Raw genomic sequence first — 20,655 nt, 5'->3', positions numbered from 1 at the left:
GCGCCAGCCGGGCGCTCGCGCCCGGTCGCACTGCGCAACAGAGGAATCCCCTTCCAGGACTGACGTCGGCCCCGTGCCGACCAGACACGAGAGACAGATCCCACTTCATGTTTACGGACGGCTCCGAGCATCGGAAGCCTCGATCCCGCAAAGCGCTGGCCCTCACGATCGCCGCTCCGGCACTGGCATCCGCCGGCCTGCCTCCGGCCGGGCTCGCGCAACTCATCGACCTCACCTGGATCACGCCAGCCTGCGGCATCGCCGCGAGCGGCGTATACCTGCTGGTCAATTGGCTCAAGCAGCGAGGGTACTCGGTGCGCCTCGTCGTGGAGCGGAAAGACGCCGAACGCACCATCGTCGACGTCAGCGCCGAATTCGAAATGATCCTCGGGGAGGACGAAGCACAAGACCAGAACCTCGCGAGGCTGCATGCCGCGCCCGACGGGACCGAGGACGCCGTCCTCACCCTCGTGCAACGACTGCTCCAAGTCCCTGAGACTGAATGGGCGGAAGCCGAAAGCGAGGTGTGGAGGTGGGCCGCCGACCGCAAGACCGCGCCGTTCCACCGGGTGGTCATCGCCACCGGCCTTGCACGACGGAACCAGTCCAAAGGGATCGACCTGCTGATGCTCATCGCCCGCGATTGGGCACTGGGGTCGGAGATCCGGCTGATGGCGGTGGATGAGCTGCGGCGCTGGGCGAGGAACATCGCCGCTTCCGAGTACGCCAATTTGTGCGCGGACGAGCGCATCAGACCGACCGATCGCATCCTCGCCGGTGCCCGGCTCGGCGCCATCGACGCCGACTCCGGTGCCACAGCACTGCTCGCGATCGTGCAGGACCCGAAGCTCGACTTCACCGACCGGTACGACGCCGCCATGCAGAGCGGCGACTTCTCCGCAAGCGCCTGCGAGCGCGCGCTGTGGGTGCTCGCGAACGACGGCACCCTGGCGATGAACGACCGCGTCACCGCCTCCGGGCGGCTCCACCAGCTCGGCGTTCCCGGCGCCCGGGAACTGCTGCAAAGCGGCGCCGCCAACCTCACTATCGATCCTCAAGCGCGAGAACGGTGCCGACGGTTCCTTGCCGAGACGAACGTGATCTAGGTCCCGAAATCAAATCGATCGGCGGTATCCCTCCTTGAGTACCGCCTACCTATATGACCGATCAGCGTCGTCTGCGATTCTGACGAACTTAGAGCGTGTCTCAGTTGGCAGGCAGTCGGCCTTGTGCTCTGACGCTTCCTGCTCAGCCTTCGGGGTAGAAGACGAACAGTCGGCAGCCCGTCAGCGACTGCGGGACATGGCTGGATCCGGCCGGGCAGTGGATGAACGAGCCGGGCGGGTAGTCGCGCACACCGTCGTTGAAGACGCCGGAGACCACGAACACCTCTTCGGGCCCTGGCTTGTGGACGTCGAGGTTCGGCCAGACCGCGCCGGGGGCGATGTCGATGACATGGCACGAACGGCCGCCCGCGCCCTCCCACATCTGGCGCAGGGTGATGCCGTCGGTGAACTTGCGGGCGGGCACTTCGTCGACGTGCGACCAGATCATGTCGGTCATGCTTCCTCCATATATCAGCGTTTCATGATATGAATTGCAATGTATCATGGATTCCTGATGGATTATCGCGACGTGGATGACCGGCTGTTCGACATCGGCCGCGCCCTGGGCTGCCGCCTCCGCCTGGCCGTGCTGCGCACCCTCGCCACGGGCGAAGCGTCCGTGGGCGAACTGGTCGAGCGCACCGGTGCCACGCAGTCGAACGTCTCCAACCACCTCGCGATCCTGCGCGACGCCGGCTTGGTGGCGGCCGACCGCGACGGACGCGTCATGCGGTACCGGCTGGCGTCGCCGAAAGTTCGCGACCTGGTGCGGGCACTTGACACAGCCGCAGGCGGCACCTGATCGGCTCTGGAGGTTCTTTGACTGTTGTCCAACCCGACCATGAGGCACTGCGAGCACACTACGAGCGTGAGTGGTCCGAGGGCGAGACCGCTTTCGCCGATGGGACGTTCCTGCCCGATCCCGTTCCCTGCGACGGAGTGCCACGCTTCGGGCTCAGTTTCGTCGTTCGCCTCGAAAGCCCATTCGCAGACCTAATCGCGGCCGAGTCCGACGCGATCGCGAAGCAGTGTCGCGGTAGCCACCTGAACTATGTCCAGCGGGACCTCCATATGACCGTGCGGAGCGTCGAGGGCTACCAGGACACGGTCCCGCAACACCAGATCGACCACTACCGCGGCCAGTTCAAACAAGCCGCTGAGGACCTTGGCCCAATCCAGGCTCGATTCCAAGGGCTCGGCGGCTCACGTGGCGGACTCTACATCCGCGGCTTCCCGAATGCGGCACTGCTGGAGCTGCGGCGTCGTCTGCGCGACGCCCGTATGCCGTTCGGCAACCTCGGCCCCGCAGGAGGCGACGGCGACCGGTACCGCGACAACGCCCACATCTCCCTCCTTGTCCCACGCGAACCCGTCCCCGAACCTGACGTCGCCGCCTACGTGGCCGCCCGTACCAACCTCGACTTCGGCTCCGTCACCTGCACCGAAGTCTCACTCGTTCGCTGGCGACCAGACCTCCACGCAGCCAACATCGAAGAGATCGAACGCATCAGCTGGTGATCTGGATAACCTGCGGCGCAACGGATCTGATACAGACGACCGGTAAAGGAGTTTCCAAGACGCCTTGTGCCCGATGGGTTGTGGGAGATAGTGGGGCCGCTGATCCCGGCTCCGCCGAATCGAGCACAGGGCGGTGGGATTCCCAGGGCTGATGACCGGCAGGTGTTCGCGGCGATCGTGTTCGTGTTGACCACCGGGTACGCTTGGCGGCACCTGCCGCCGGTTTTCGGCGTCTCGCACCAGACCGCGCATCGGCGCTTCGCCGAATGGTCCGAGGCCGCGCTCTGGGCGAAGCTCCACTGCGCGGTGCTCGACCGGCTCGGTGCCGCCGGCGAGATCGACTGGTCCCGCGCGATCGTCGACGGGGCGAGCCTGCGCGCTAAAAAGGGGGGATCGCTGACCGGCCCAAACCCGGTCGATCGCGGCAAGCCGGGCTCGAAGATCCATGTCCTGACCGACCGGAACGGACTGCCGCTGGCGCTCAGCGTCTCGGGCGCGAACCTGCATGACTCACAAGCGTTCGAGCCCCTGATCCAAGGCATCCCCAAGATCCGCTCCCGGCGCGGCCCGCGACGCCGCAGACCGGCGAAGCGCCACACTGACAAGGCCTATGACATCCCCGGCTGCCATCGCGCCCTGCACGAACGCGGCATCGGCGACCGCATCGCCCGCCGCGGCATCGAGTCCTCGACCCGGCAGGGCCGCCACCGCTGGGTCATCGAACGCACCATCGCCTGGCTCGGCGGCTACCGCCGACTCACCATCCGATACGAACGCCACGGCCACCTCTTCACCTCATTCCTCGCCCTCGCAGCTGCACTCACCTGCTACAAGAAACTCGCCAACTGAGACGCGCTCTTACCTAAGATGGATCTCATACACCGCTCGGTCGCGGCCGGGCCCCTTGTAGTCGGCCGTGACGTGCACGCCATGCTCTGTGTAGTCTCCGGGCACATTGACGAACCCGAGCCCGAGCCACGTCTGGTGAGCAACCGAGTTCTCCGGTTCCGAAGTCAGGTACATGCGGGTGCAGCCGCGCTTGCGCCCGGTCTCGGCGACCGCAGTGATCAGATCCTTCGCGATGCCGCGACCCCGATGCTCGGGATGCACCATGACGTCCTGGAGGTATAGATCGGTCGGGTCAACCTGGCTCTGGAAACCCAAGGCTGCTCCGATTACCTGCTCATTCTCGATGGCGACCAGGCAGGTGTCGCCGAACAAGCTGGCATACAGCCAGTAGTCGGAGACGCCACGCGGTGAGATGTAGGGCTCTCCCATAGAAAGCAGGTCCCGCACCGGGCCAATGAGATCCACCCGCAACGACGCAATGTTCAAGAGCAACCTCCGTGCGAGACACCAACGACCGAATTTCAGACGCTACCAGCGGTCATGTGCTGGCGCCTGATCACTTGCACTCCGCGAATGTAGCTGCCACGCTCACGGAGGGGCGGCGTCATCGCTTCGGTGACTGCCGCGGTGGTGGGAGTCGGCACGTTTGAGTACACCGCTCTTCGGAAACGTGAGCAAGAATGGGGTCATGGCCTCTCAAGACAAGACCCACAACAACTCTCTGGGTGATGCCCCTTCAAATGCGAGAAGTGATCCACCGGCCCCAACATTTCGCAACCGTCCGATACTTCTTAAGAAGCGGATTCGGTCAATACGGGATCTTTTCCTTGACTATATCCTTGAATCCGAGGAGGAGCGCCGACGCAGGCTTCAGGCCAGGTGGACTCGAAGGAAACTGCCTCGCGCTCGTGAGGCAGCAAAGCAAGTTAGGGACGTGCGAGGCAACCGCCAAGCAGGAGTGCCGCATGCCACGGAAAGGCAGTATAGGATTAGAGCCGCCTTCGGAGAGTATCGCTTCAATGATTTCACGAAAGGCATGGCCTCTATTGGCTTTATGCTGCTGATGTTTGTTCTCCCGTTCTGGGCAGTGCTAAAAATGGTGTCCGCCTTCAGGGAAGTATCCGGAATCGAAATATTTGCATCTATAGTGGTGATGCTGCTCACAACTAGTACGGTGGGAATTATCATCGCATGTTTTTCCACCGTCATTTCAATACGACGAATCTCTGCCGTCGTCGTGATCTTTGCGGCAATCTTCGCACTGATAAGTGCAGTTGCGAACGAACGCGATCTTCGTCAAGGAATCGAGGAATTCAAGACCGCTACGCCACTTCTCCTTGGAGCCGCATCAGCTATTAGCATATTTATTTTCATGCTAATGCTCACGCTGATATCAACCCCAATTCAAAGATATCTCATCAATCCGATCAGGCTCAAATACGTCGATACAATGCCGCCAATTAAGGTTTCACTCGTGGTAATCGATTCCCTGTCCCGGACTCTCTCCAAATCAGGTTCATATCTGCAGCCGAGGACGAAAAAGCTACTGATCCAAGAGGCGCTTCTGTTCCGAAGCGTTCTTGATGGGCATGCGCAAAGAACCAGGATTCCCCTCCAATTCCGCAGAAGTTCACTGCTGGAGATTCGTGATCAATATCAACGAGCGTCTGCGCTCATAGGATTCGTTGCCAGTCAGATTCCCCTCGTGAGCACCCGGGCAGAGTATTTGGCATTGGTGAAACAGGTAGACGATGCAGCAGAATCACTACGCAAAGGAGACTGGAGTGGCCTGCCCGAAGTAATCCCGGAGACCACATCCTCGCGAGTTCGTAATATCCTGAAACATCTGGCAACGCCCGTACTATTGACGGGAACCGCACTAGCTCTCCCTTCAGTACCTTTCATTGATCTGAGCTCCTCGGCTGAGACAGGTATCAAAGTTGCGCTTTTCGCCTCTGCTGTTCTTTCGCTTATTCCAGCCGACGCAGAAGCAAAGAAGCAGGTCCTTGGAATCTTCCCGGGCGGATCTCGCTGAGAGATACAAGACAATCTCAACTGTAATCCACGATCCATTTCGCAAGCTTGTGTTCCGCGATTTTACGAGCCAACCTGGATTCTTTTCGAGATGCTGACATGGCTTCAGCGATGGTTGCGTCGGGGATTCCTTCCAGCCGAAACATTGCGATCTGTATGGCCTCGTCCTTGGAAATTATTTCCTGCTCGACCGCACGGACTAGGACCAGGTCGATGTGTGTCCAAGGAGAAGCTGGGGTCTGGGACTCGAATACCGTTTCCGATGGTCCTCTGGCGTGCCTGGCAAGCTCCCTCGCGAAGGTGCGGCATGCCGTTTTGACTCGGATGCAGATGGTCGAGAAGATGCGTTCTTCCGGGATTTTGGGTTGGTGGAGTTCTCGTATGAAGGCGTCGAGGGCTTCGGCTTGGATGCCGTCGGGGTCATAGGGCCAGATGCGGTCGGCTCGTGCGGCGGCTTTGCGTAGGGCGGGGAGCGCGAGCCCGAGGCAGACGAGGTCCCATTGCTGCCGGTCGGGGGCGGTGAGGAGTACTCGCCAGATGCGGTCGCAGGCGGGCCTGGGGCTGGCAGGGTCTTGCAGGAAGGTGACGACCTCGCTGATCGGCAGGGGGCGGTTGGGCAGGCCGGGGTGCAGGCTTGCATCGACGGTGAGCGCGTCGGCGGCGACGAGCTTGCCGAAGGCCCGCTCGATGGTGGTGAAGGGTTCGCGTCGCATGGTGTGACACCTCCGTGCCCGGGGCCGGCGTGGTGCTCGCGCCGAGGAGCCCGCGGGGCCTGTCTCCAGTACGCCTCCGCTGTCCGGCACGCGTCCAGTCCTTGTGCGTGGTTGTGCGTCTTGGTCGACGCACAACCACGCACGGCCGGTCCGGGTTCCCGACCTGTCGCGCGCCCTGCCCCACGGTCGTCGTCGGCGGCGCTCCCGCTGGTGGTTGACCCCCGTCCGTGCGGGGCTGTGCGGGCCGAGCCGCCCCGCACAGCACCCGCACACCCCCGCACAGACCCGCGAAGCACCAGCTCACTCCCTGCGTCGGGATGCTGGGAGGAACCCTGCCCATATTCGTTGAGGCTTCAAGTATCTGAGGTGATGTGCGTCCGCTGTGCGTCGCTGTGCGGGTGGGCCTGCCCCGCACAGTCCCGCACAGCCGGGGGTCTTTGGGTGCGTCGGCGCACCGAGCGCTGACGGGCCTCTCGGCGTCGGGGTGGCAGGTCTCAGATGACCGTCCAGTTCCCGGCCCGCGAAAGGGGTGATGACGAACCGTCACGGCCCCGGCTTGAGAGGCCGAGCCGCCCGAGACCGCTTGTCGGTTTCCGGCCTCGGGCGGCTCCTTCGACTTCGCTCGAAGGGGGTCGGCCATGGAGGCCGAACGCACCGAGGAGGCGCCGGGGGTCAGGCCGCACCGCGCCCGTCTGGTTCTGCGCGGCTTGGTGGTCCTCGCGCTGGCCGTGACCGCGGTCGTCGTGAGCGCCGGGGTCGGCTGGGCCGCAGGGGTCGACCTGCCCGGCGTCGCCAGCGTCGAGACCATCCTCAATAGGATCAAAACTTGGATTCAGGCAATCGCATTGACGTTTGCAGTCGTCATGGCCTGCATCGCCGGTATCCGCTACCTGGTGTCGTCGGATACCACTGGCACCGAGAAGGCCAAGAATGGTCTCAGGTCGGCGGCAATCGGACTCGCGATCGTGCTGCTCGCTGAATTGCTTGTCGGGATTGCCGCTTATTTCATCCAGGGCAGCGAGTAGGCGATTGTCATGGTCGGCGACATTCTGGATGCCATTTTCGACTGGCTGGTCGAAATGCTGCGCGACACCTCGGCGAGCCTGATCGAGGCATTGCTCGCAGCGGGGATGCTGGCATTGCCTCCGTGGGTGACGCAGAGTACCGCGGTCATCAACGAGCGTTTTCGCATCGTGGTCGTCACCTGCTATGCCCTCGTCGTATGCGTGGGCGCGCTCATGATCATGGGCTCCGATAATCTGCAATTCACGTACTCCGCGCGGGAGATCGTCCCGAGGCTGGTCGCGGGCTTCTGCCTGGCGCTGATGTCGTGGGAGATCGTCACCAGTCTGGCGAGCATCAACAACAGCATTGTCGTCGCACTGTTGCTCGGCGATAGCGACGCGGAGATCCCCAGTGACGCGTCGTCCGTGTCGGGGGCGCTCGACATGCTCATGCTCTCCTATGACCTGACGTCGATGGTGTTCGTCGAATTGGCCGTGCAGGTGCTGCGGATCATCGCGATCATCATGCTGTTCATCTGCATGTTCACGCGCAATATCGCGTGGTTCATGGTCTGCGTGCTCGCCCCTGCCGCATTGGCCGCCCACGGGTTGCCCTCCACGGAGGGGGCGGCGTTTCTGTGGTGGCGGATGACGGTTGCCTGCATGGCGTCCTCGCTGGGTCAAGCGTGGATTCTATGGGTCTGGGACACGCTGTTCGAGGGCCTATCGGATTCGGCGGTGCTCCTGAACTACCCGCTCGAACCGTTGTACGCGCTCGTGCTCGTCTGGCTGATCTGGAGAGTGCACAAGAGCGTATTCCTGTGGGCGCGGGGCAGGCCGACGCGCATTCCCGGTGCGCGGCTGCTCAAGGCCGCCGCCACCGCTCTGGTGGTGGGCGCGGTCATGCGATCGAATCCGGTCGGGGCGCTCGCCTCGCGCGTTCCCGGCTTCTCGCGGTTCGCCAACCACCTCACTCGCGGCCGCTTTTCCAAGGTGTTCGCCAAAGGCGCGCAGCGACCATCCGAGCAGCAGGCGGCGAGCCAATCGGGCAATTACAGCAGCAGCACGCCCTGGCGGATGCGCACGAATACGAAAGGCCCGAACGGGGCGACGAAGCTGCACACCCATGGCCCCGGACAGGCGTCGTGCCCGCATTGCGCACCGGTCGGGAAGTCGAAGCCGTCGCCATCGAAGCGGCAGCCGGGCGGAAAGCCGAGTGGTGCTGGTCAGCAGCGCCCGCGCAAAGGCCAGGCGAAGCGCGCTGATCGCGCGGGGAACGGCAAGTCCCCGAAGACGCCGCCGAAGTCGGGATCGCCGAAGCCGTCGCCGCAGGGCACCGGCACGCTCCCGCAGGCATCGGGCAAGCGCTATTCGCATCCGCCGCATCAACTGCCGCCGTCATCGAGGTTGGGCGGTCGTCCGCTGCCGCCGGATCGGCGCCCGAAATGGGAGACGCCGCCTGCGCGCGGTGAAGGAAAAGCGAAACCGAAATGGCAGGACCCGCCGCAGCGGCGGCCTGGATACCGGAAGGGAAAGAGCTGATGAGTACGACGATGGAAATGCCTCGCGCAGTGCCGGTCCCGGCCGACCTGGACGTACCGGATGCGGTGCTGTGGGGTGCGAACGGCCGCCAGGTGGCGCTGCTGGCCCCGGCGTGCCTGGTCGCGCTGCTGGCCTGGTACCGGCTCGCCGGAGACGTCGATCCGCGGCTGCTGCTGGTCATCACCGCACCGCCGCTGGCGGCAGTCGCGGCGCTGGCGTTCGGGCGGGTCGACGGCCTGGACCTGGATCGCCTGGCCTTGGCGGCGCTGCGCCGCCCCCGGGGGCCGCTCGCGCCGGGACGCCCCGACCCCGGGGCCGCGCGAGTCGCGGCGTCGCGTGCGCCGGTGCCGCGGCCGGTGCGCGGCCCCGTCCACGCGCTCAGCGAGGAGGGCCTGCTCGACCTCGGCCCCGCCGGTGTCGCATGCGCGGTCGATGTGGGGTGTGTGAACTTCTCGCTGCGCTCGGCCGATGAGCAGGAGCAGCTGGTGGCCGCGTTCGCCGGCCTGCTGGGCGCGGTCGAGGCCCACGTGCAGGTCCTGGTCGCCACCCGCCCGGTCGACCTGACCGGGTACCTGGCCGAGTCCGCGCGCACCGCCCGCGAGCTCGCCGACCCGGCCCTGTCGCAGGCCGCAGCCGACCACACGGTGTGGCTCGCCGAGCTGATGCGCGGCCAGCGCCTGCTGGAGCGCCAGGTCACCGTCGCGGTCCGGTGTGCCGACGCCGAGTTGTGCGAGCGGGCGGTGGAGGCGGTGACCGCGTTCGCGGAGTCGATCGGGGTGGCCGCGCGCCGTCTGGACGGTGCGGGGGTTGCCGAGCGGGTCCGGGCGGGCATCGACCCGTGGGGGACCCCGGTCAGGAGGGCGTCATGAAACGCCTGCTCGGTGCTGCACGTCCGCGTGCGAAGACCTCCAGTGCGCTGTGGCCCTCGCGGCTGTGGCCCGATGCGTTCCGGGTGGGTCCGCGCCATCTGGCCTGCGGAGACGGCTGGTCGTGCTCGCTGGTGGTCCTGGACTGGCCCGCGTCCCTCCCGCTGGGGTGGGTCGAGGGGCTCATCGCGCCGCAGACCCATGTGCAGGTGGCCCTGCACGTCGACACGGTCCCGACCGAGACCGCGCTCGGAAAGCTGCGGCGGCGCCAGGCCCGCATGGAGGCCAACCGCCGCTACGCCGCGGCGCACGACCGGCTCGAGGATCCGAAGCTCGAAGCCGCCGCGGCCGACACCGCGGATCTGGTGGATCGGCTGGTGCGCGGGGAGACGCGCATGCACCCGATGTCGGTCTACCTCACCGTGCACGCGCCGACGCGCGCCGAACTCGCTCTGGCGGTGGCCCGCATCCGCTCGGCGTCGGCGGCGCAGCTGATGGATACGCGCCCGCTGACCGAACGCCAGATGCTGGGCATCACCGCGACGGTCCCGGTCGGCATCGACGGGCCCGGGTGCACGAAGACGGTCGACACCGATGTGGTCGCCGCCGGTTTTCCGTTCGCGTCGCCGGACGCGCCGCTGCCGGGGCCCGGTGAGCGGGGGGCGTTCTACGGCATCAACCTGGGCTCGGGCGCGCCGCTGGTGTGGTCGCCCTGGGCGCAGGACAACCACAACATGGTCGTCGTCGGCCACTCCGGCGTCGGCAAGTCCTACCTGGTCAAGACGCTGCTATTGCGGGAGCTGTACCAGGGGGTCGAGGCGACCGTCATCGATCCCGAAGGCGAGTACACCGATCTGGCCCGCCATGTCGGGGGGACGGTCACCCGGCCGGGGGCGCAGGCGATCAACCCGCTCGCGCTCCCGCTCGAGCCGGAGGCGGATGCGCTGACGCGCCGCAAGATGTTCGCCGGGACCGTCGTCGCCACGGCGCTCGGCGAGGAGCTGAGCGGCGCGGAGATCGCCTGCGTCGATGCCGCTGCCGCCGAGGTCTACGAGGCGGCGGGAATCACCGAGGATGCCGCGACGTGGGATCGGCGCCCGCCAACCATGACCGACCTCCTCACCGCCCTCGCAGGCGGCGGGAGCGAGGAGGGTGCGGGACTCGCGGTCCGACTGGCGCCCTATGTCACCGGGGGTCTGTCGGGTCTCCTGGCCGGGCACGAGGACACCGCAGACGGTCCTGCGGCGGCGTTGCAGGTGGTCGACCTGTCCGGGGTCGCCGAGGAACTCGCGCCCCTGGCGACGCTGCTGGTGCTGGACCGGGTCTGGCGGGCGCTGCGCTCGGACGGGCGCTGCCGCTCGGTCATCGTCGATGAGGCGTGGCTGCTGCTGTCGACCGGGCCGGGCGCGAAGTTCCTGTCCCGCCTCGCCAAGACCGCGAGGAAGCGGACCGCGGGGTTGACGGTGGTGACGCAGGACGTGGGCGACATGCTCGCCTCCGAGCTGGGCCACACCGTCATCGCCAACGCCTCGACCCAGATCGTCATGCGCCAAGCGCCGCAATCGGTCGCCGAGGTCGCGGCCGCGTTCGGCCTCTCGGACGCCGAGCGCGCCCTGGCCGCGACCGCCCGCCGCGGCGAAGCGCTCCTGCTCGCCGGAGACACCCGGGTCGCCTTCACCGCGCTCGCCTCCGAGACCGAGCACGGGCTGTGCCTGACCGGGCTCTCACGCGACGGGGGGCAGGCGTCATGAAGCGCTTCGCCAAAGCGATCGTCTTCGCCGCCGTCGCGGCGGTGGCGGTCCCGATCATCGTGTTCGTCACCCTGCTCGAGCAGTTCTTTCAGGCCGGTGGGGATCTCTTCGGCGGGAACCTGGGTGACTTCGAGTCCTGGTTCACCACCGCCTCGACCACCACCAGTACCAGCACCTGCCGGATCACCGTGCCCGCCGACGGCAGCGAGGACCCGCCGCCGGCGTGGACGGACCTGAACGCCTCCCAGCAGGGGCATGCGGTCACCATCGCCGAGGTCGGCACCGCCGCGGGCCTGCCCGAGCGGGGCATCGTCGTCGCCTTGGCGACCGCGATCCAGGAATCGTCGCTGCGCAATCTCGCCAACGACCAGGCCGTACCCGAGTCGCTGAACTACCCCCACGACGATGTTGGGCACGACCACGACTCGATCGGGGTGTTCCAGCAGCGGCCCTCGATGGGGTGGGGCACAGTCGCGCAGATCATGGACCCGGCCTATGCCGCAGGCAAGTTCTACGAGAAGCTCCTGCGCGTCGAGGACTGGGAGTCGCTGTCCATTGCCGAAGCCGCGCAGGCGGTCCAGATCAGCAAGTATCCGGACGCTTATGCCGATCACGAGGACCAGGCGTGGTGGATCGCCGGATGGATTCTGGGCGCGGGCGTCTCCTGCGAGCCCGCGGCGGGACCCGTCAGCGCCGAGGGCTGGACCCACCCCCTCCCGGGCGGGGTGTTCACCTCCGGGTACCGCACGCCCGAACGCCCGACCCACGACGGCATCGACCTCGCCGCCGCCAAGGGCACACCCGTCTACGCCGCCGCCGACGGCGCCCGGCGCCTGTCGGCCTGCGATGTGCCCGAAGGGTATTCGTGCGACGAGGACGGGTCGACGGCGATCCGCGGGTGCGGGTGGTACGTCGAGATCCTCCACGAAGGCGGTGTCGTCACCCGCTACTGCCACCTCGAATCCGAGACCGTGCTGCGCACCAACGAGGCCGTCGAGGCCGGGGACCTCATCGGCTACGTCGGCAACTCCGGCGGATCAAGCGGCCCGCACCTGCACTTCGAGGTCCGCCTCGGCGGCTCCGGCAGCGACGAGGGCGAGCCCACCCATCCTGTCTCTTTTATGCAATCGGTCGGTATCGACCTCTACTAGAAAGACCATCGCCATGTCCATCAACCCGTTCGAGCTGCTCCTGCCGCTCGCCTCCATCGCCGCAACGGCCCTCGTACTCCTGGCCGCGGTCGCGGCCACCCGGGTGCTGCTGCACCGCGGCCAGGCCCGCCGGGGCCGGACCGGCAGCCACTACATCGACATCGCCGCACCACCGGAGGTCGAGCCCGATGCCGCGCTCGGGGCCTGGGCCACCCTCGGCGGGATCGAACGCCGCCCCTGGGCCGCGTGGTGGCGGGGCCAACCGCACCTGATCTGGCAGTACGCCTGGCGCGGCGGGGCCTTCACCGTCCGCGTCTGGGTCCCCAGCACGCTCCCGCACCGCATGGTCGTCAAAGCGATTCAGGCCGCCTGGCCCGGATCACGCTGCACCGTCACCGACGCCCATGCGCCGCTCCCGGACACCGGCCAGGCGGCGGGCGGGCACCTGGTGTGGCGGGCCGTGCCCGAACCGGTCACGACCGACACCACGACCGACGCGCTCCGCGCGCTGGTCGAGACCGGGCCCACCGCCACCGAGGCGATGACCGCCGCCGTCCAGGTCGTCGCCGCACCCGCCACCAGGCGGCAGATCAACCGGCTGCGCCGCTCGGCCGAAGGCCCGAACGCCTCCCCGACGTTCTGGTCCGAGCTGGCCTCGATCGTCCGCCCCCGCCCCGCCGAGGGCAAGACCGCACCCGAGCCAGCGTGGGTCAGAGAGCACCGCCAGATCCTGCGCAAACGCCTCGCGGCCCAGTGCTGGAACGTCGGCATCCGCTGGGCGACCATCGCACCCCGTATAGACGCCGCGCAGGCCCATGCGACCGAGCTCGGGTACGCCGTCGCCGCGCTCGCAGGCGTCGGCCACCACCGCCGCACTACGACCCGCGCCCGCGGATCGATCAACACCTGGGCGAAGGCGGCCCGGACGCAGGTCCTCACCGCGGCCGAGCTTGCACAACTGGCGCACCTGCCCTCCGACGCGATCGTGCCGAGCCTGCCGCGCGCCGGGTCGCGCCCGATCGCACCGGTCCCCGCCATCCCCTCCGGCGGGTTCGCGACCAAAGTGCTCGGCACCGCCGCGGTCGGGGGCCGCAAGGTCGCCCTGCGCGCCGCCGACGCCCGCAAGCACCTCCACATCGTGGGCAAGACCGGCTCGGGCAAGTCCACGCTCCTGCAGCACCTGGCGCTGGCCGATGTCCGCGACCGGCGCGGCCTGGTCGTCATCGACCCCAAGGGCGACCTGGTCGACGACCTCCTCGACCGGATCGACCCTGACGCGGCCCGGGGCCGCCTGTACCTCATCGACCCGCGCCAAGACCGCCTCCCCGGCCTCGACCCCCTCGCGGGCACCGACCCCGACCTGGTGGTGGAGAACCTCGTCGGGATCTGCCGCTCCATCTGGGAGAAGTTCTGGGGCCCCCGGGCCGATGACATCCTGCGGTACTCCTGCAAGACCCTGCTGGCGGCCACCCGCCCGTTCTCACGGCTGCCGAACCTGCTCATCAGCGACAAGTACCGGCACAACCTCCTCGAAGACGAGGACTTCGAGCGCGGCCAGATGCCCGGAGACGACCCGCTCGATGTGGACATGACCGGCATCCGCGCGTTCTGGGGCTGGTACAACGACCTCCCGCCCGGCATCCGCACCCAGGCGGCAGGCCCGGTGCTCACGCGCATGCGCGCATTGCTCGCGCGCTCGTTCGTCCGCTCGCTGTTCGGCGACCCGGAATACGAGTTCGACCTCGACCGGGTCCTCAACCGCGGCGGCATCGTCCTGGCCCGGCTGCCCAAGGGCGAGCTGGGCGAGGACACCAGCCGCCTCATCGGCTCCGTGCTCGTCTCCAAGGTCTGGCAGGTCGCGACCGCGCGATCGGCCTGGCCCGAAGCCAAACGCCGGGACCTCACGCTGATGATGGACGAGGCCCACAACTTCCTCAACCTGCCCAACCGGCTCGACGACATGCTCGCCGAGGCCCGCGCCTACCACCTGAGCCTGGTCATGGCCCACCAGTACGTCGCGCAGATGCCGCGCGAGATGCAGTTCGCAGTCAGCTCGCAGGCGCGCAACAAGTTCTTCTTCCCCGTCGGCCCCGAGGACGCACACGTGCTCGCACGGCACACGCCGCAACTGACCCCGCACGACCTCGCCAACCTGGACGACTACACCGCCGTCGTCCAGCTCCACGCGGCAGGCAAGGACCAGCCCGCGTTCACCCTCGACTGCCAGCCCCCGGCCGAGCCGGTCGGCAAGGCCGGGCAGGTCCGCGCCGACGCCGCCGCGCACCTGACACCCGTACCGCCTAAAAAGGACAAGAAGAAGGGTGTCGATCGCGACCCGAAGTCGCCGGGGAAGCCGCCGGGGAAGTCGCACGTATTGGAGGTGCCGGGCGAGATCCCCGGTGAGATACCCCCTGACAGCCCAGGTCGCCAACGCAACAACGGGGAGGTCACGTAATGCCCCGAAAATATTCATTCCCGCGAAGGGACCTCAGCCAGCTCGCGCAGCGGCTCACCGATCGGGACTTCGACCTGATCGGTCTGCTCGGCAGACACCGGGTCCTCACCATCGACCAGATCACCGACCTGCTGTTCCCGACCACCAGGTCCGCCCGCGAACGCATCACGGTCCTGGCTGACCTGGATGTGGTCACCCGGTGGCGGCGCTCGGTCCGGCCCGGCAGCCAGTCCTTTCGCCACAGCCTCGGCTACACCGGCGCGTACCTGTATGCCGCCGCCACCGGCCAACCCGAGCCGCGACAGGCCGTCTTCCAGCGCCAGACCGCCGACCTGATCGCCTCCTCCACGCTGGGCCACCTGCTCGGCGTCAACGCCTTCTTCGCCCGCCTGACCCGCCACGCCCGGCACGAGGCGGACGCGGAAGTGTCCGAATGGCTCAACGAGACCGAAGCGAGCGCGCTCACCGGCGGCCTCGTCCGCCCCGACGGCGCCGGCACCTTCACCGGGCCCGCGGGCACCATCGCGTTCTGGTTCGAGTACGACAACGGCACCGAGACCCTGCACCGACTCGCCGGGCAAGTCGAGCGCTACCGCACCCGCCTGCCCGGCCTCGACCGCGCCCTGCTCATCGAACTAACCAGCACCGCACGCGAAGCCCACCTCCATGAAGCGCTCGCCGAGGTGCGGCCGCACTTCGCCGTCGCCACCGCTACCACCGACCGCACCGAGCACCCGGCCGCCGGTGTCTGGCGCGTGCTCCACCGGGGAGGGAGATGGCCACTGGAACAGCTAACCTCCCGTCGTTGACACCTTGATGCACTCAACCATTGCTTCTGGCAGTCTGGTGCTTATGTTGGAGTCAGGACGCGAGCATACGCGAGAAACACAAGCACACGATCCAACAGACGCAAAATAGACAATTGCCAGGACTGTGGAATCGAGGCCCATAGGTCACCAGGAACTGCATGTCGACTCAGACGTGTGCAACATTTTGGGCAAGCGAGGTGATTCCACTAGCGGTACACTCTGAAGCAGAAAGTTCATCCTACCTTGCGAGGCAGCGTGGATCGTCATCGAACTCGAATCGAAATCTTTGATCTGGATCAAGAAGGAAACCGGCAGATCCGCTCAAATCGACGAAACTTTGAATTGCTCAGCGAACGCCGGGAGGACGTCGAAGCAGCTATCTCCGAGACCGCGTCCCTTCTCGCAAGCTCGTTCGAGGCTGTTCCTCCGGGCAAGAACCTGAGTGTGAAAACAATCGAAGGGGTATTCGGACTAAGTTTGAGCGCCGAAGCAGGAGCGCTAATCTCGAAAGTGTCCGGATCTGCTTCGATAGAGATCAAGATTGTGATGGAGCGTGGAGATTGAAAGACCAGTACCACGTCAATCTTCTCTATTCCGGGACCGAACTTGGTGCTGGATTCATCGTCAATTCCAGATATGTCCTGACTGCAGCCCATTGCTTGAGGTGGCTTCCGCCCGACACTCTCGGAGTTCAAATTCAGCTTGCTTCTGGTGCGCGGATTGATGGCACGGTGGTCGAGCAGCACCCCCGGAAAGACCTTGCACTTATCGAGATTGGGCAATCAGAAGAATTTATTCCTCGACCTCCCTGTGCAGAGAAAAGCAGACCGGACGACAGATGGGCTTCCGGATACCGCCCTAGTCAATCCGATCCCGAAATCTCAGGCACAGTCCTCGCATGCGACATGGATTACCAGTGCGTAGGCGGGGACACAATCAAGGCGCTTCAACTCAAAACTAGAACGGATATTGGAGATTATTCCGGATACTCCGGAAGCCCAATCGAGCAACGAAACGACGACCTCAACCCGTACTTGACTGCGATCCTGATCGAGCAATACCCAGACAGACAACATCCGGAACGATCGTCAAACGTCCTCTTTGCAACTGATCTCGGCACTGCACTCACAGCGTTTAGTCAGTTCGACGTCAAACATCTGCATGGCGTACTTGCACCTGAACTTGACGATGCGTCGGCAATTGAAAACACCCCAAACCAAGAGGAGCGATCCGAAGCAACACGAGCAATAGATGACAGCCGGGTATTCATGGCTGAAGTCGATGCCTGGGAGGCTGGCGGACTCATCGACCAGCAAACTGCATCCCAGCTCCGTCTGCGAATTATCGAAAGAACACTCGATCGAGGTCTTTCATGAGCCTGTCTATAGACGAGATTGTTCGACTCACGGAACAGGCATACTCGAACCGGAATGGTTACGAGCTTCATGAAGGCGAAATCCTGGAGGCTATCGAGCGTATAGCTCCGGGCGCACTGAAAGATCGTTGGACGCAGATCCGGTACCTCGCTGGCCTTTTCGTACTACTCGATTTGAGACCAACAGCGAATGATATACTTCAGCGGTTCACTGAGCGTGCGGTAGCACCCGACGTTAAAGCAGATGCCCTGAACCTTCGAGCAAAGATCCTCACAGAGCAAGGCGAGTATTCTAATGCCTACGAGATTCTAAATTCCGCTTTTCAGGAAGCAGGGCCGGAATTCCCTCAACTTCGAGCTAAGATCGCCGCGAACCTAGTATCTATTGCCGATCGCATGGGCAACTCTTCCGAATCTGATATATGGAAAGCTATACATCAATCGGCCACCCATGAGAGCCAGATATCCGCACTGCTGCGTGTCGCATTCCTTGAGAACGCAATTGATCAAGCAGTGCTTCGAATGGACTATCTACAGGCCCAAAACTATCTTCAGCAGCTTGCAGAAACCTCGCGCCATGTCTCCGCAGAGGCGGGCCCAGACTCCATTAATGGCATGCTTGCTCTTGCGTCGCATGCTAAGGCACGGTTCTCGGTCGCAAAGATGTCTGAAGACCTAGCCAGTATGTCTAGATCGTGTGATGTTCTGGAGGTTGCCGCACAGATGATTTCCGCCAGAATCGGTCGAAGGCATCCCCGTGCCTTCGCCGTTTCAATCAACTTTTCCATTTGCTGTTTCGAAATGGAACTCTTTGCCGGAAATCTCCCGGAGATAGGCTCACGTCTTGACGATCTAAAACTACTCGTTTCCGAAGCTGAAGGTATTCTAGGACCAGAGAACCCCCAGATAATTGCATTGCGTGCGGCTGCAGCGATAGCGAGCGTTGAGTACTCGCGATCCGCGCAATCTATCGAATATCTTCGAACCGCCCTATCCGAACTCAGGATGATAGATCAAGTAGCCGTTGAAAAGCTTGGAGCAATGTCACCGCTTTCGGTAATAGTTAGGTCGAGCATCGTAATTTCGGAGTTTGATCTTGCTTGCCAAAGCCGATCGCGAGCGTCTATCGAGGCGGTTCGCGAATCGCTCGCAACTGCCTCGGTATTCACCGAACTGGTTTTTGGTCACGAACATGCCCTGGCGGTGCGAGTGCGTCATCAACTCGCACTATGCAGCTCTGTCGACTCCGACGATCAATCTTCTTTCGGATCATCGGTCGCGCTTCTTACCCGCCCCATCGTTTCACATTTTGGCTGGAACGCCGACTACATGAGCCCCCGCAAGGAGTTGTTCAACTATCGCACCTCAACCCTTGCCGAACCTCCGGAAGATAAATCGTATCGGGCTTTCGGTGAAGCGGAACTTCGACGTGAAATTATCGGTTTTCGATACTTCAAGTCTCCGCTCGCATTTCTGGACGATGGGGTAGCTGGCAGTGATGTCGCTGAACTCGTCGCACGTGCCCAGGACGGCGATCCGACAGCGTTCGGAACGATCTACGACCTGTACAGCGAGACGGTATTTCGCTACGTCTATTTCCGCGTGAACAACGCACAACTTGCCGAGGACCTCACCTCCGAGACATTCCTGCGCGCGCTCCGGCGACTCTCCAGCTTTGGTTGGCAAGGCAGGGCATTCGGCGCGTGGTTGGTGACCATCGCACGCAACCTCATCGTGGACCACTTCAAGTCCGGCCGGTATCGGCTGGAGATCGTTAAGCCCGACGTATTCAGCGCCGACGCGCAGGATGCCGACCCGGCTATCTCGCCTGAGACCGCTGCACTGGAAAGGCTGACGAACGCGACGCTCCTGATGGCTATCAAGAAGCTCAACTCTGACCAGCAGGAACTCATTGTGCTGCGATTCCTGCAAGGCCGCACCATCGCGGAGATCGCCCGCATCTTGGGCAAGGGGGAGGGCGCAATTAAGACACTCCAGTACCGGGCAGTGCGCACCCTCGCACGGCTTCTGCCTGACGGCTTCCTCGGCTGACTGGCTGGTTCGCGCGCAAGAAAGCCCTCCGCACAAAGTGCAGGGCGCAGTTCCTCCAAGTGGATCCCGCCAGGACCCGACTGCTTCCTCGCACAAGCGAGCCCGCGCCCCACGCCAACTCCGCAGCTGAAGTCGTGCGACGCTCTCACTCTTCGAGTCGCCAACCCTCACAACCCCGCACAAGGGGCCATTGCGCGTGGTTGTGAGGGTGCTGTGAGGGTCCCGCACCCCGCACAAACAGGGGAAACGCCCTGAAATCGAGGTAGCGTTTCCTCAATTACGCGAATCTTCGATTCACCACCGCGACGGCGAGAGCCGAGCTTGCGGGCATCCGCTGACAGTCGCCCACCGGGATAACCCGGTCTGGTCCTGCAGCCGCCCCCGAGCCGCTCTCACAGCCTGAGCGGGACCCGCCACCACGGAGTGGTGTCCCAGCCGCCTCGCGCGGCCTCTTCTGCTGCCCTGCGGCAGCTCATGCTGCGCACCCGCACAGCACCCGTTCCCGTTCCTCAACCTCCGATCATTCGAAAGGAGGCGCATCATGCTGCGCCGAATCAAGTCCCTGTTCTCCACCAACCCGGGCTCCCAGCCCGCCGTCGCCGAGGCGACCGTCGACGCGTTCGTCGACACCGTCACCGGCACGACCCGGCCCGCCGACCCGGTCACCGACCTCGCGGTCCGGGCCCGGTCCTGCGCCGCGCTCGTGGAGTCGTCCCCGGAGGCGTTCTCCCCGGTGCACCTGGCGCACACCGTCGCCGCCGTCGTGGCTGCGCTCGCGCAGATGGGCGAGGTCACCGGCGCCTACGTGATCGAGCACTGGTCGCGGATCGGGGCCGAGTACGCCGAACCGGCGGGCAGCCACCTGTGGCAGGCGCTCGACTCGCTCGCGCTGACCGCTGGGCTGCTGGACGTCGCCATCCCCGCCCCGGCGCCCCTGCACCAGGGGAACGCGCTCACCGCGCTCCAGGAGGCCGCGGCCGAGTGCGCGAAGCGGGTGTGCACCACCGAGGGCGAGCCGGTGGCCGCGCCCGCCGAGGTCGCGCGCGCCGTCGCCCAGATCCTCGCCGCCCTCGCCCCGGTGTTCGCCTGGGTCCAGGCGTGGGTCAACGCGTACGTGCCCGGACGGGGCCGGGAGCTGCCCGAGACCGCCCGGCGGCACCTGCACGAGGCCATCGGCCGGTGGGCGCCCATCGCCGGACTCATCACCCACGTCCCCGCCGACCCCCGCCCCGAACCCGAGGCGGCACCGGATGCGGACGGTGAGGACGAGGGAGATGCAGTCGCGGAGGCCGGGCCGGAGACCGAGAAGGAGGCGACCGACCCCGAAGCCTGCTTGGGGGAGGCGCCGCTGCACAAGACCCCGGTCAAGGCGGTGAAGAAGGCGAAGAAGGCGAAGCGGTAGGACACAGGCCCCGATGTCGGGGTCAGCT

At 65.2% G+C, this 20,655-nt stretch carries 18 protein-coding genes and 1 pseudogene; 16 read left to right on the top strand and 3 right to left on the bottom strand.

Going from position 1 to position 20,655, the window contains the following annotated elements; translation table 11 throughout:
* The first annotated feature begins 107 nt into the window (after positions 1 to 107).
* On the top strand, positions 108 to 1,106 hold the full coding sequence (locus tag WA640_RS06100; RefSeq protein ID WP_335986655.1) for a hypothetical protein: 999 nt from the start codon (positions 108 to 110) through the stop codon (positions 1,104 to 1,106).
* A 142-nt stretch (positions 1,107 to 1,248) separates the two neighbouring features.
* Here WA640_RS06100 and WA640_RS06095 read toward each other — a convergent pair whose 3' ends face one another.
* Complete coding sequence (locus tag WA640_RS06095; protein ID WP_335986654.1) at positions 1,249 to 1,563, bottom strand: cupin domain-containing protein; 315 nt, start codon at positions 1,561 to 1,563, stop codon at positions 1,249 to 1,251.
* Positions 1,564 to 1,620: 57 nt separating this feature from the next.
* Between WA640_RS06095 and WA640_RS06090 the strand changes: the two genes are divergently transcribed.
* The 3 genes from WA640_RS06090 (at position 1,621) to WA640_RS06080 (ending at position 3,473) form a co-directional block, all read left to right on the top strand.
* Positions 1,621 to 1,908: an ArsR/SmtB family transcription factor gene (locus WA640_RS06090; RefSeq protein ID WP_335986653.1), complete on the top strand. Its 288-nt coding sequence runs from the start codon at positions 1,621 to 1,623 to the stop codon at positions 1,906 to 1,908.
* Between the two features lie 17 nt (positions 1,909 to 1,925).
* Positions 1,926 to 2,624, top strand: a complete 699-nt coding sequence (locus WA640_RS06085) for a 2'-5' RNA ligase family protein (RefSeq protein ID WP_335986652.1) — start codon at positions 1,926 to 1,928, stop codon at positions 2,622 to 2,624.
* 66 nt (positions 2,625 to 2,690) lie between these two features.
* Complete coding sequence (locus WA640_RS06080; RefSeq protein ID WP_335986651.1) at positions 2,691 to 3,473, top strand: IS5 family transposase; 783 nt, start codon at positions 2,691 to 2,693, stop codon at positions 3,471 to 3,473.
* Between the two features lie 9 nt (positions 3,474 to 3,482).
* On the opposite strand, the gene WA640_RS06075 is transcribed toward WA640_RS06080, so the two are convergent.
* Positions 3,483 to 3,959: a GNAT family N-acetyltransferase gene (locus tag WA640_RS06075; RefSeq protein WP_335986650.1), complete on the bottom strand. Its 477-nt coding sequence runs from the start codon at positions 3,957 to 3,959 to the stop codon at positions 3,483 to 3,485.
* A 202-nt stretch (positions 3,960 to 4,161) separates the two neighbouring features.
* On the opposite strand from WA640_RS06075, the gene WA640_RS06070 reads away from it, so the two are divergent.
* Complete coding sequence (locus WA640_RS06070; RefSeq protein ID WP_335986649.1) at positions 4,162 to 5,508, top strand: hypothetical protein; 1,347 nt, start codon at positions 4,162 to 4,164, stop codon at positions 5,506 to 5,508.
* 16 nt (positions 5,509 to 5,524) lie between these two features.
* Here WA640_RS06070 and WA640_RS06065 read toward each other — a convergent pair whose 3' ends face one another.
* Positions 5,525 to 6,220: a hypothetical protein gene (locus tag WA640_RS06065; RefSeq protein WP_335986648.1), complete on the bottom strand. Its 696-nt coding sequence runs from the start codon at positions 6,218 to 6,220 to the stop codon at positions 5,525 to 5,527.
* A gap of 638 nt (positions 6,221 to 6,858) precedes the next feature.
* Here WA640_RS06065 and WA640_RS06060 point away from each other — a divergent pair.
* The 11 genes and pseudogenes from WA640_RS06060 to WA640_RS06010 all read left to right on the top strand — a co-directional run bounded on the left by WA640_RS06060 (position 6,859) and on the right by WA640_RS06010 (position 20,627).
* Positions 6,859 to 7,245 carry a pilin gene (locus WA640_RS06060; protein WP_335986647.1) on the top strand — a complete coding sequence of 129 codons (387 nt, stop codon included), beginning with the start codon at positions 6,859 to 6,861 and terminating at the stop codon, positions 7,243 to 7,245.
* Positions 7,246 to 7,254: 9 nt separating this feature from the next.
* Entirely contained in the window at positions 7,255 to 8,766 is a 1,512-nt protein-coding gene (locus WA640_RS06055; protein WP_335986645.1) for a hypothetical protein, read from the top strand.
* A gap of 17 nt (positions 8,767 to 8,783) precedes the next feature.
* Positions 8,784 to 9,635, top strand: coding sequence for a PrgI family protein (locus WA640_RS06050; protein ID WP_335986644.1), 852 nt, complete (start codon positions 8,784 to 8,786; stop codon positions 9,633 to 9,635).
* A complete protein-coding gene (locus WA640_RS06045) occupies positions 9,632 to 11,383 on the top strand; it encodes a VirB4 family type IV secretion system protein (RefSeq protein WP_335986643.1) in 1,752 nt (583 codons plus the stop codon). The genes WA640_RS06050 and WA640_RS06045 overlap by 4 nt, the downstream gene beginning before the upstream one ends.
* Positions 11,380 to 12,534, top strand: a complete 1,155-nt coding sequence (locus WA640_RS06040) for a M23 family metallopeptidase (protein WP_335986642.1) — start codon at positions 11,380 to 11,382, stop codon at positions 12,532 to 12,534. The genes WA640_RS06045 and WA640_RS06040 overlap by 4 nt, the downstream gene beginning before the upstream one ends.
* Before the next feature lie 13 nt (positions 12,535 to 12,547).
* The gene (locus WA640_RS06035) at positions 12,548 to 14,989 is read left to right on the top strand and encodes a type IV secretory system conjugative DNA transfer family protein (RefSeq protein ID WP_335986641.1); all 2,442 of its coding nucleotides are present in this window, start codon (positions 12,548 to 12,550) and stop codon (positions 14,987 to 14,989) included.
* Positions 14,989 to 15,798 carry a replication-relaxation family protein gene (locus WA640_RS06030; protein ID WP_335986640.1) on the top strand — a complete coding sequence of 270 codons (810 nt, stop codon included), beginning with the start codon at positions 14,989 to 14,991 and terminating at the stop codon, positions 15,796 to 15,798. The genes WA640_RS06035 and WA640_RS06030 overlap by 1 nt, the downstream gene beginning before the upstream one ends.
* 243 nt (positions 15,799 to 16,041) lie before the next feature.
* Entirely contained in the window at positions 16,042 to 16,362 is a 321-nt protein-coding gene (locus WA640_RS06025; protein WP_335986639.1) for a CU044_2847 family protein, read from the top strand.
* Positions 16,359 to 17,174 carry a S1 family peptidase gene (locus tag WA640_RS06020; protein ID WP_335986637.1) on the top strand — a complete coding sequence of 272 codons (816 nt, stop codon included), beginning with the start codon at positions 16,359 to 16,361 and terminating at the stop codon, positions 17,172 to 17,174. Before WA640_RS06025 ends, WA640_RS06020 begins: the two co-directional genes overlap by 4 nt.
* Positions 17,175 to 18,649: 1,475 nt before the next feature.
* A pseudogene (locus WA640_RS28790) lies at positions 18,650 to 19,225 on the top strand (sigma-70 family RNA polymerase sigma factor); the annotation flags it as partial.
* A gap of 541 nt (positions 19,226 to 19,766) precedes the next feature.
* Entirely contained in the window at positions 19,767 to 20,627 is an 861-nt protein-coding gene (locus tag WA640_RS06010; protein WP_335986635.1) for a hypothetical protein, read from the top strand.
* Positions 20,628 to 20,655 lie beyond the last annotated feature (28 nt).

The sequence above is a fragment of the Glycomyces sp. MUSA5-2 genome (genome assembly GCF_037034145.1).
Classification (GTDB): Bacteria; Actinomycetota; Actinomycetes; order Mycobacteriales; family Micromonosporaceae; genus Glycomyces; species Glycomyces artemisiae.
This window is presented reverse-complemented; position numbering and strand designations above follow the sequence as displayed.

Coding starts and splice junctions, on each gene's coding strand:
- WA640_RS06100 (WP_335986655.1), top strand. CDS start 108: ATGTTTACGGACGGCTCCGAGCATCGGAAGCCTCGATCCCGCAAAGCG.
- WA640_RS06095 (WP_335986654.1), bottom strand. CDS start 1,563: ATGACCGACATGATCTGGTCGCACGTCGACGAAGTGCCCGCCCGCAAG.
- WA640_RS06090 (WP_335986653.1), top strand. CDS start 1,621: ATGGATTATCGCGACGTGGATGACCGGCTGTTCGACATCGGCCGCGCC.
- WA640_RS06070 (WP_335986649.1), top strand. CDS start 4,162: ATGGCCTCTCAAGACAAGACCCACAACAACTCTCTGGGTGATGCCCCT.
- WA640_RS06065 (WP_335986648.1), bottom strand. CDS start 6,220: ATGCGACGCGAACCCTTCACCACCATCGAGCGGGCCTTCGGCAAGCTC.
- WA640_RS06060 (WP_335986647.1), top strand. CDS start 6,859: ATGGAGGCCGAACGCACCGAGGAGGCGCCGGGGGTCAGGCCGCACCGC.
- WA640_RS06055 (WP_335986645.1), top strand. CDS start 7,255: ATGGTCGGCGACATTCTGGATGCCATTTTCGACTGGCTGGTCGAAATG.
- WA640_RS06050 (WP_335986644.1), top strand. CDS start 8,784: ATGCCTCGCGCAGTGCCGGTCCCGGCCGACCTGGACGTACCGGATGCG.
- WA640_RS06045 (WP_335986643.1), top strand. CDS start 9,632: ATGAAACGCCTGCTCGGTGCTGCACGTCCGCGTGCGAAGACCTCCAGT.
- WA640_RS06040 (WP_335986642.1), top strand. CDS start 11,380: ATGAAGCGCTTCGCCAAAGCGATCGTCTTCGCCGCCGTCGCGGCGGTG.
- WA640_RS06035 (WP_335986641.1), top strand. CDS start 12,548: ATGTCCATCAACCCGTTCGAGCTGCTCCTGCCGCTCGCCTCCATCGCC.
- WA640_RS06030 (WP_335986640.1), top strand. CDS start 14,989: ATGCCCCGAAAATATTCATTCCCGCGAAGGGACCTCAGCCAGCTCGCG.
- WA640_RS06010 (WP_335986635.1), top strand. CDS start 19,767: ATGCTGCGCCGAATCAAGTCCCTGTTCTCCACCAACCCGGGCTCCCAG.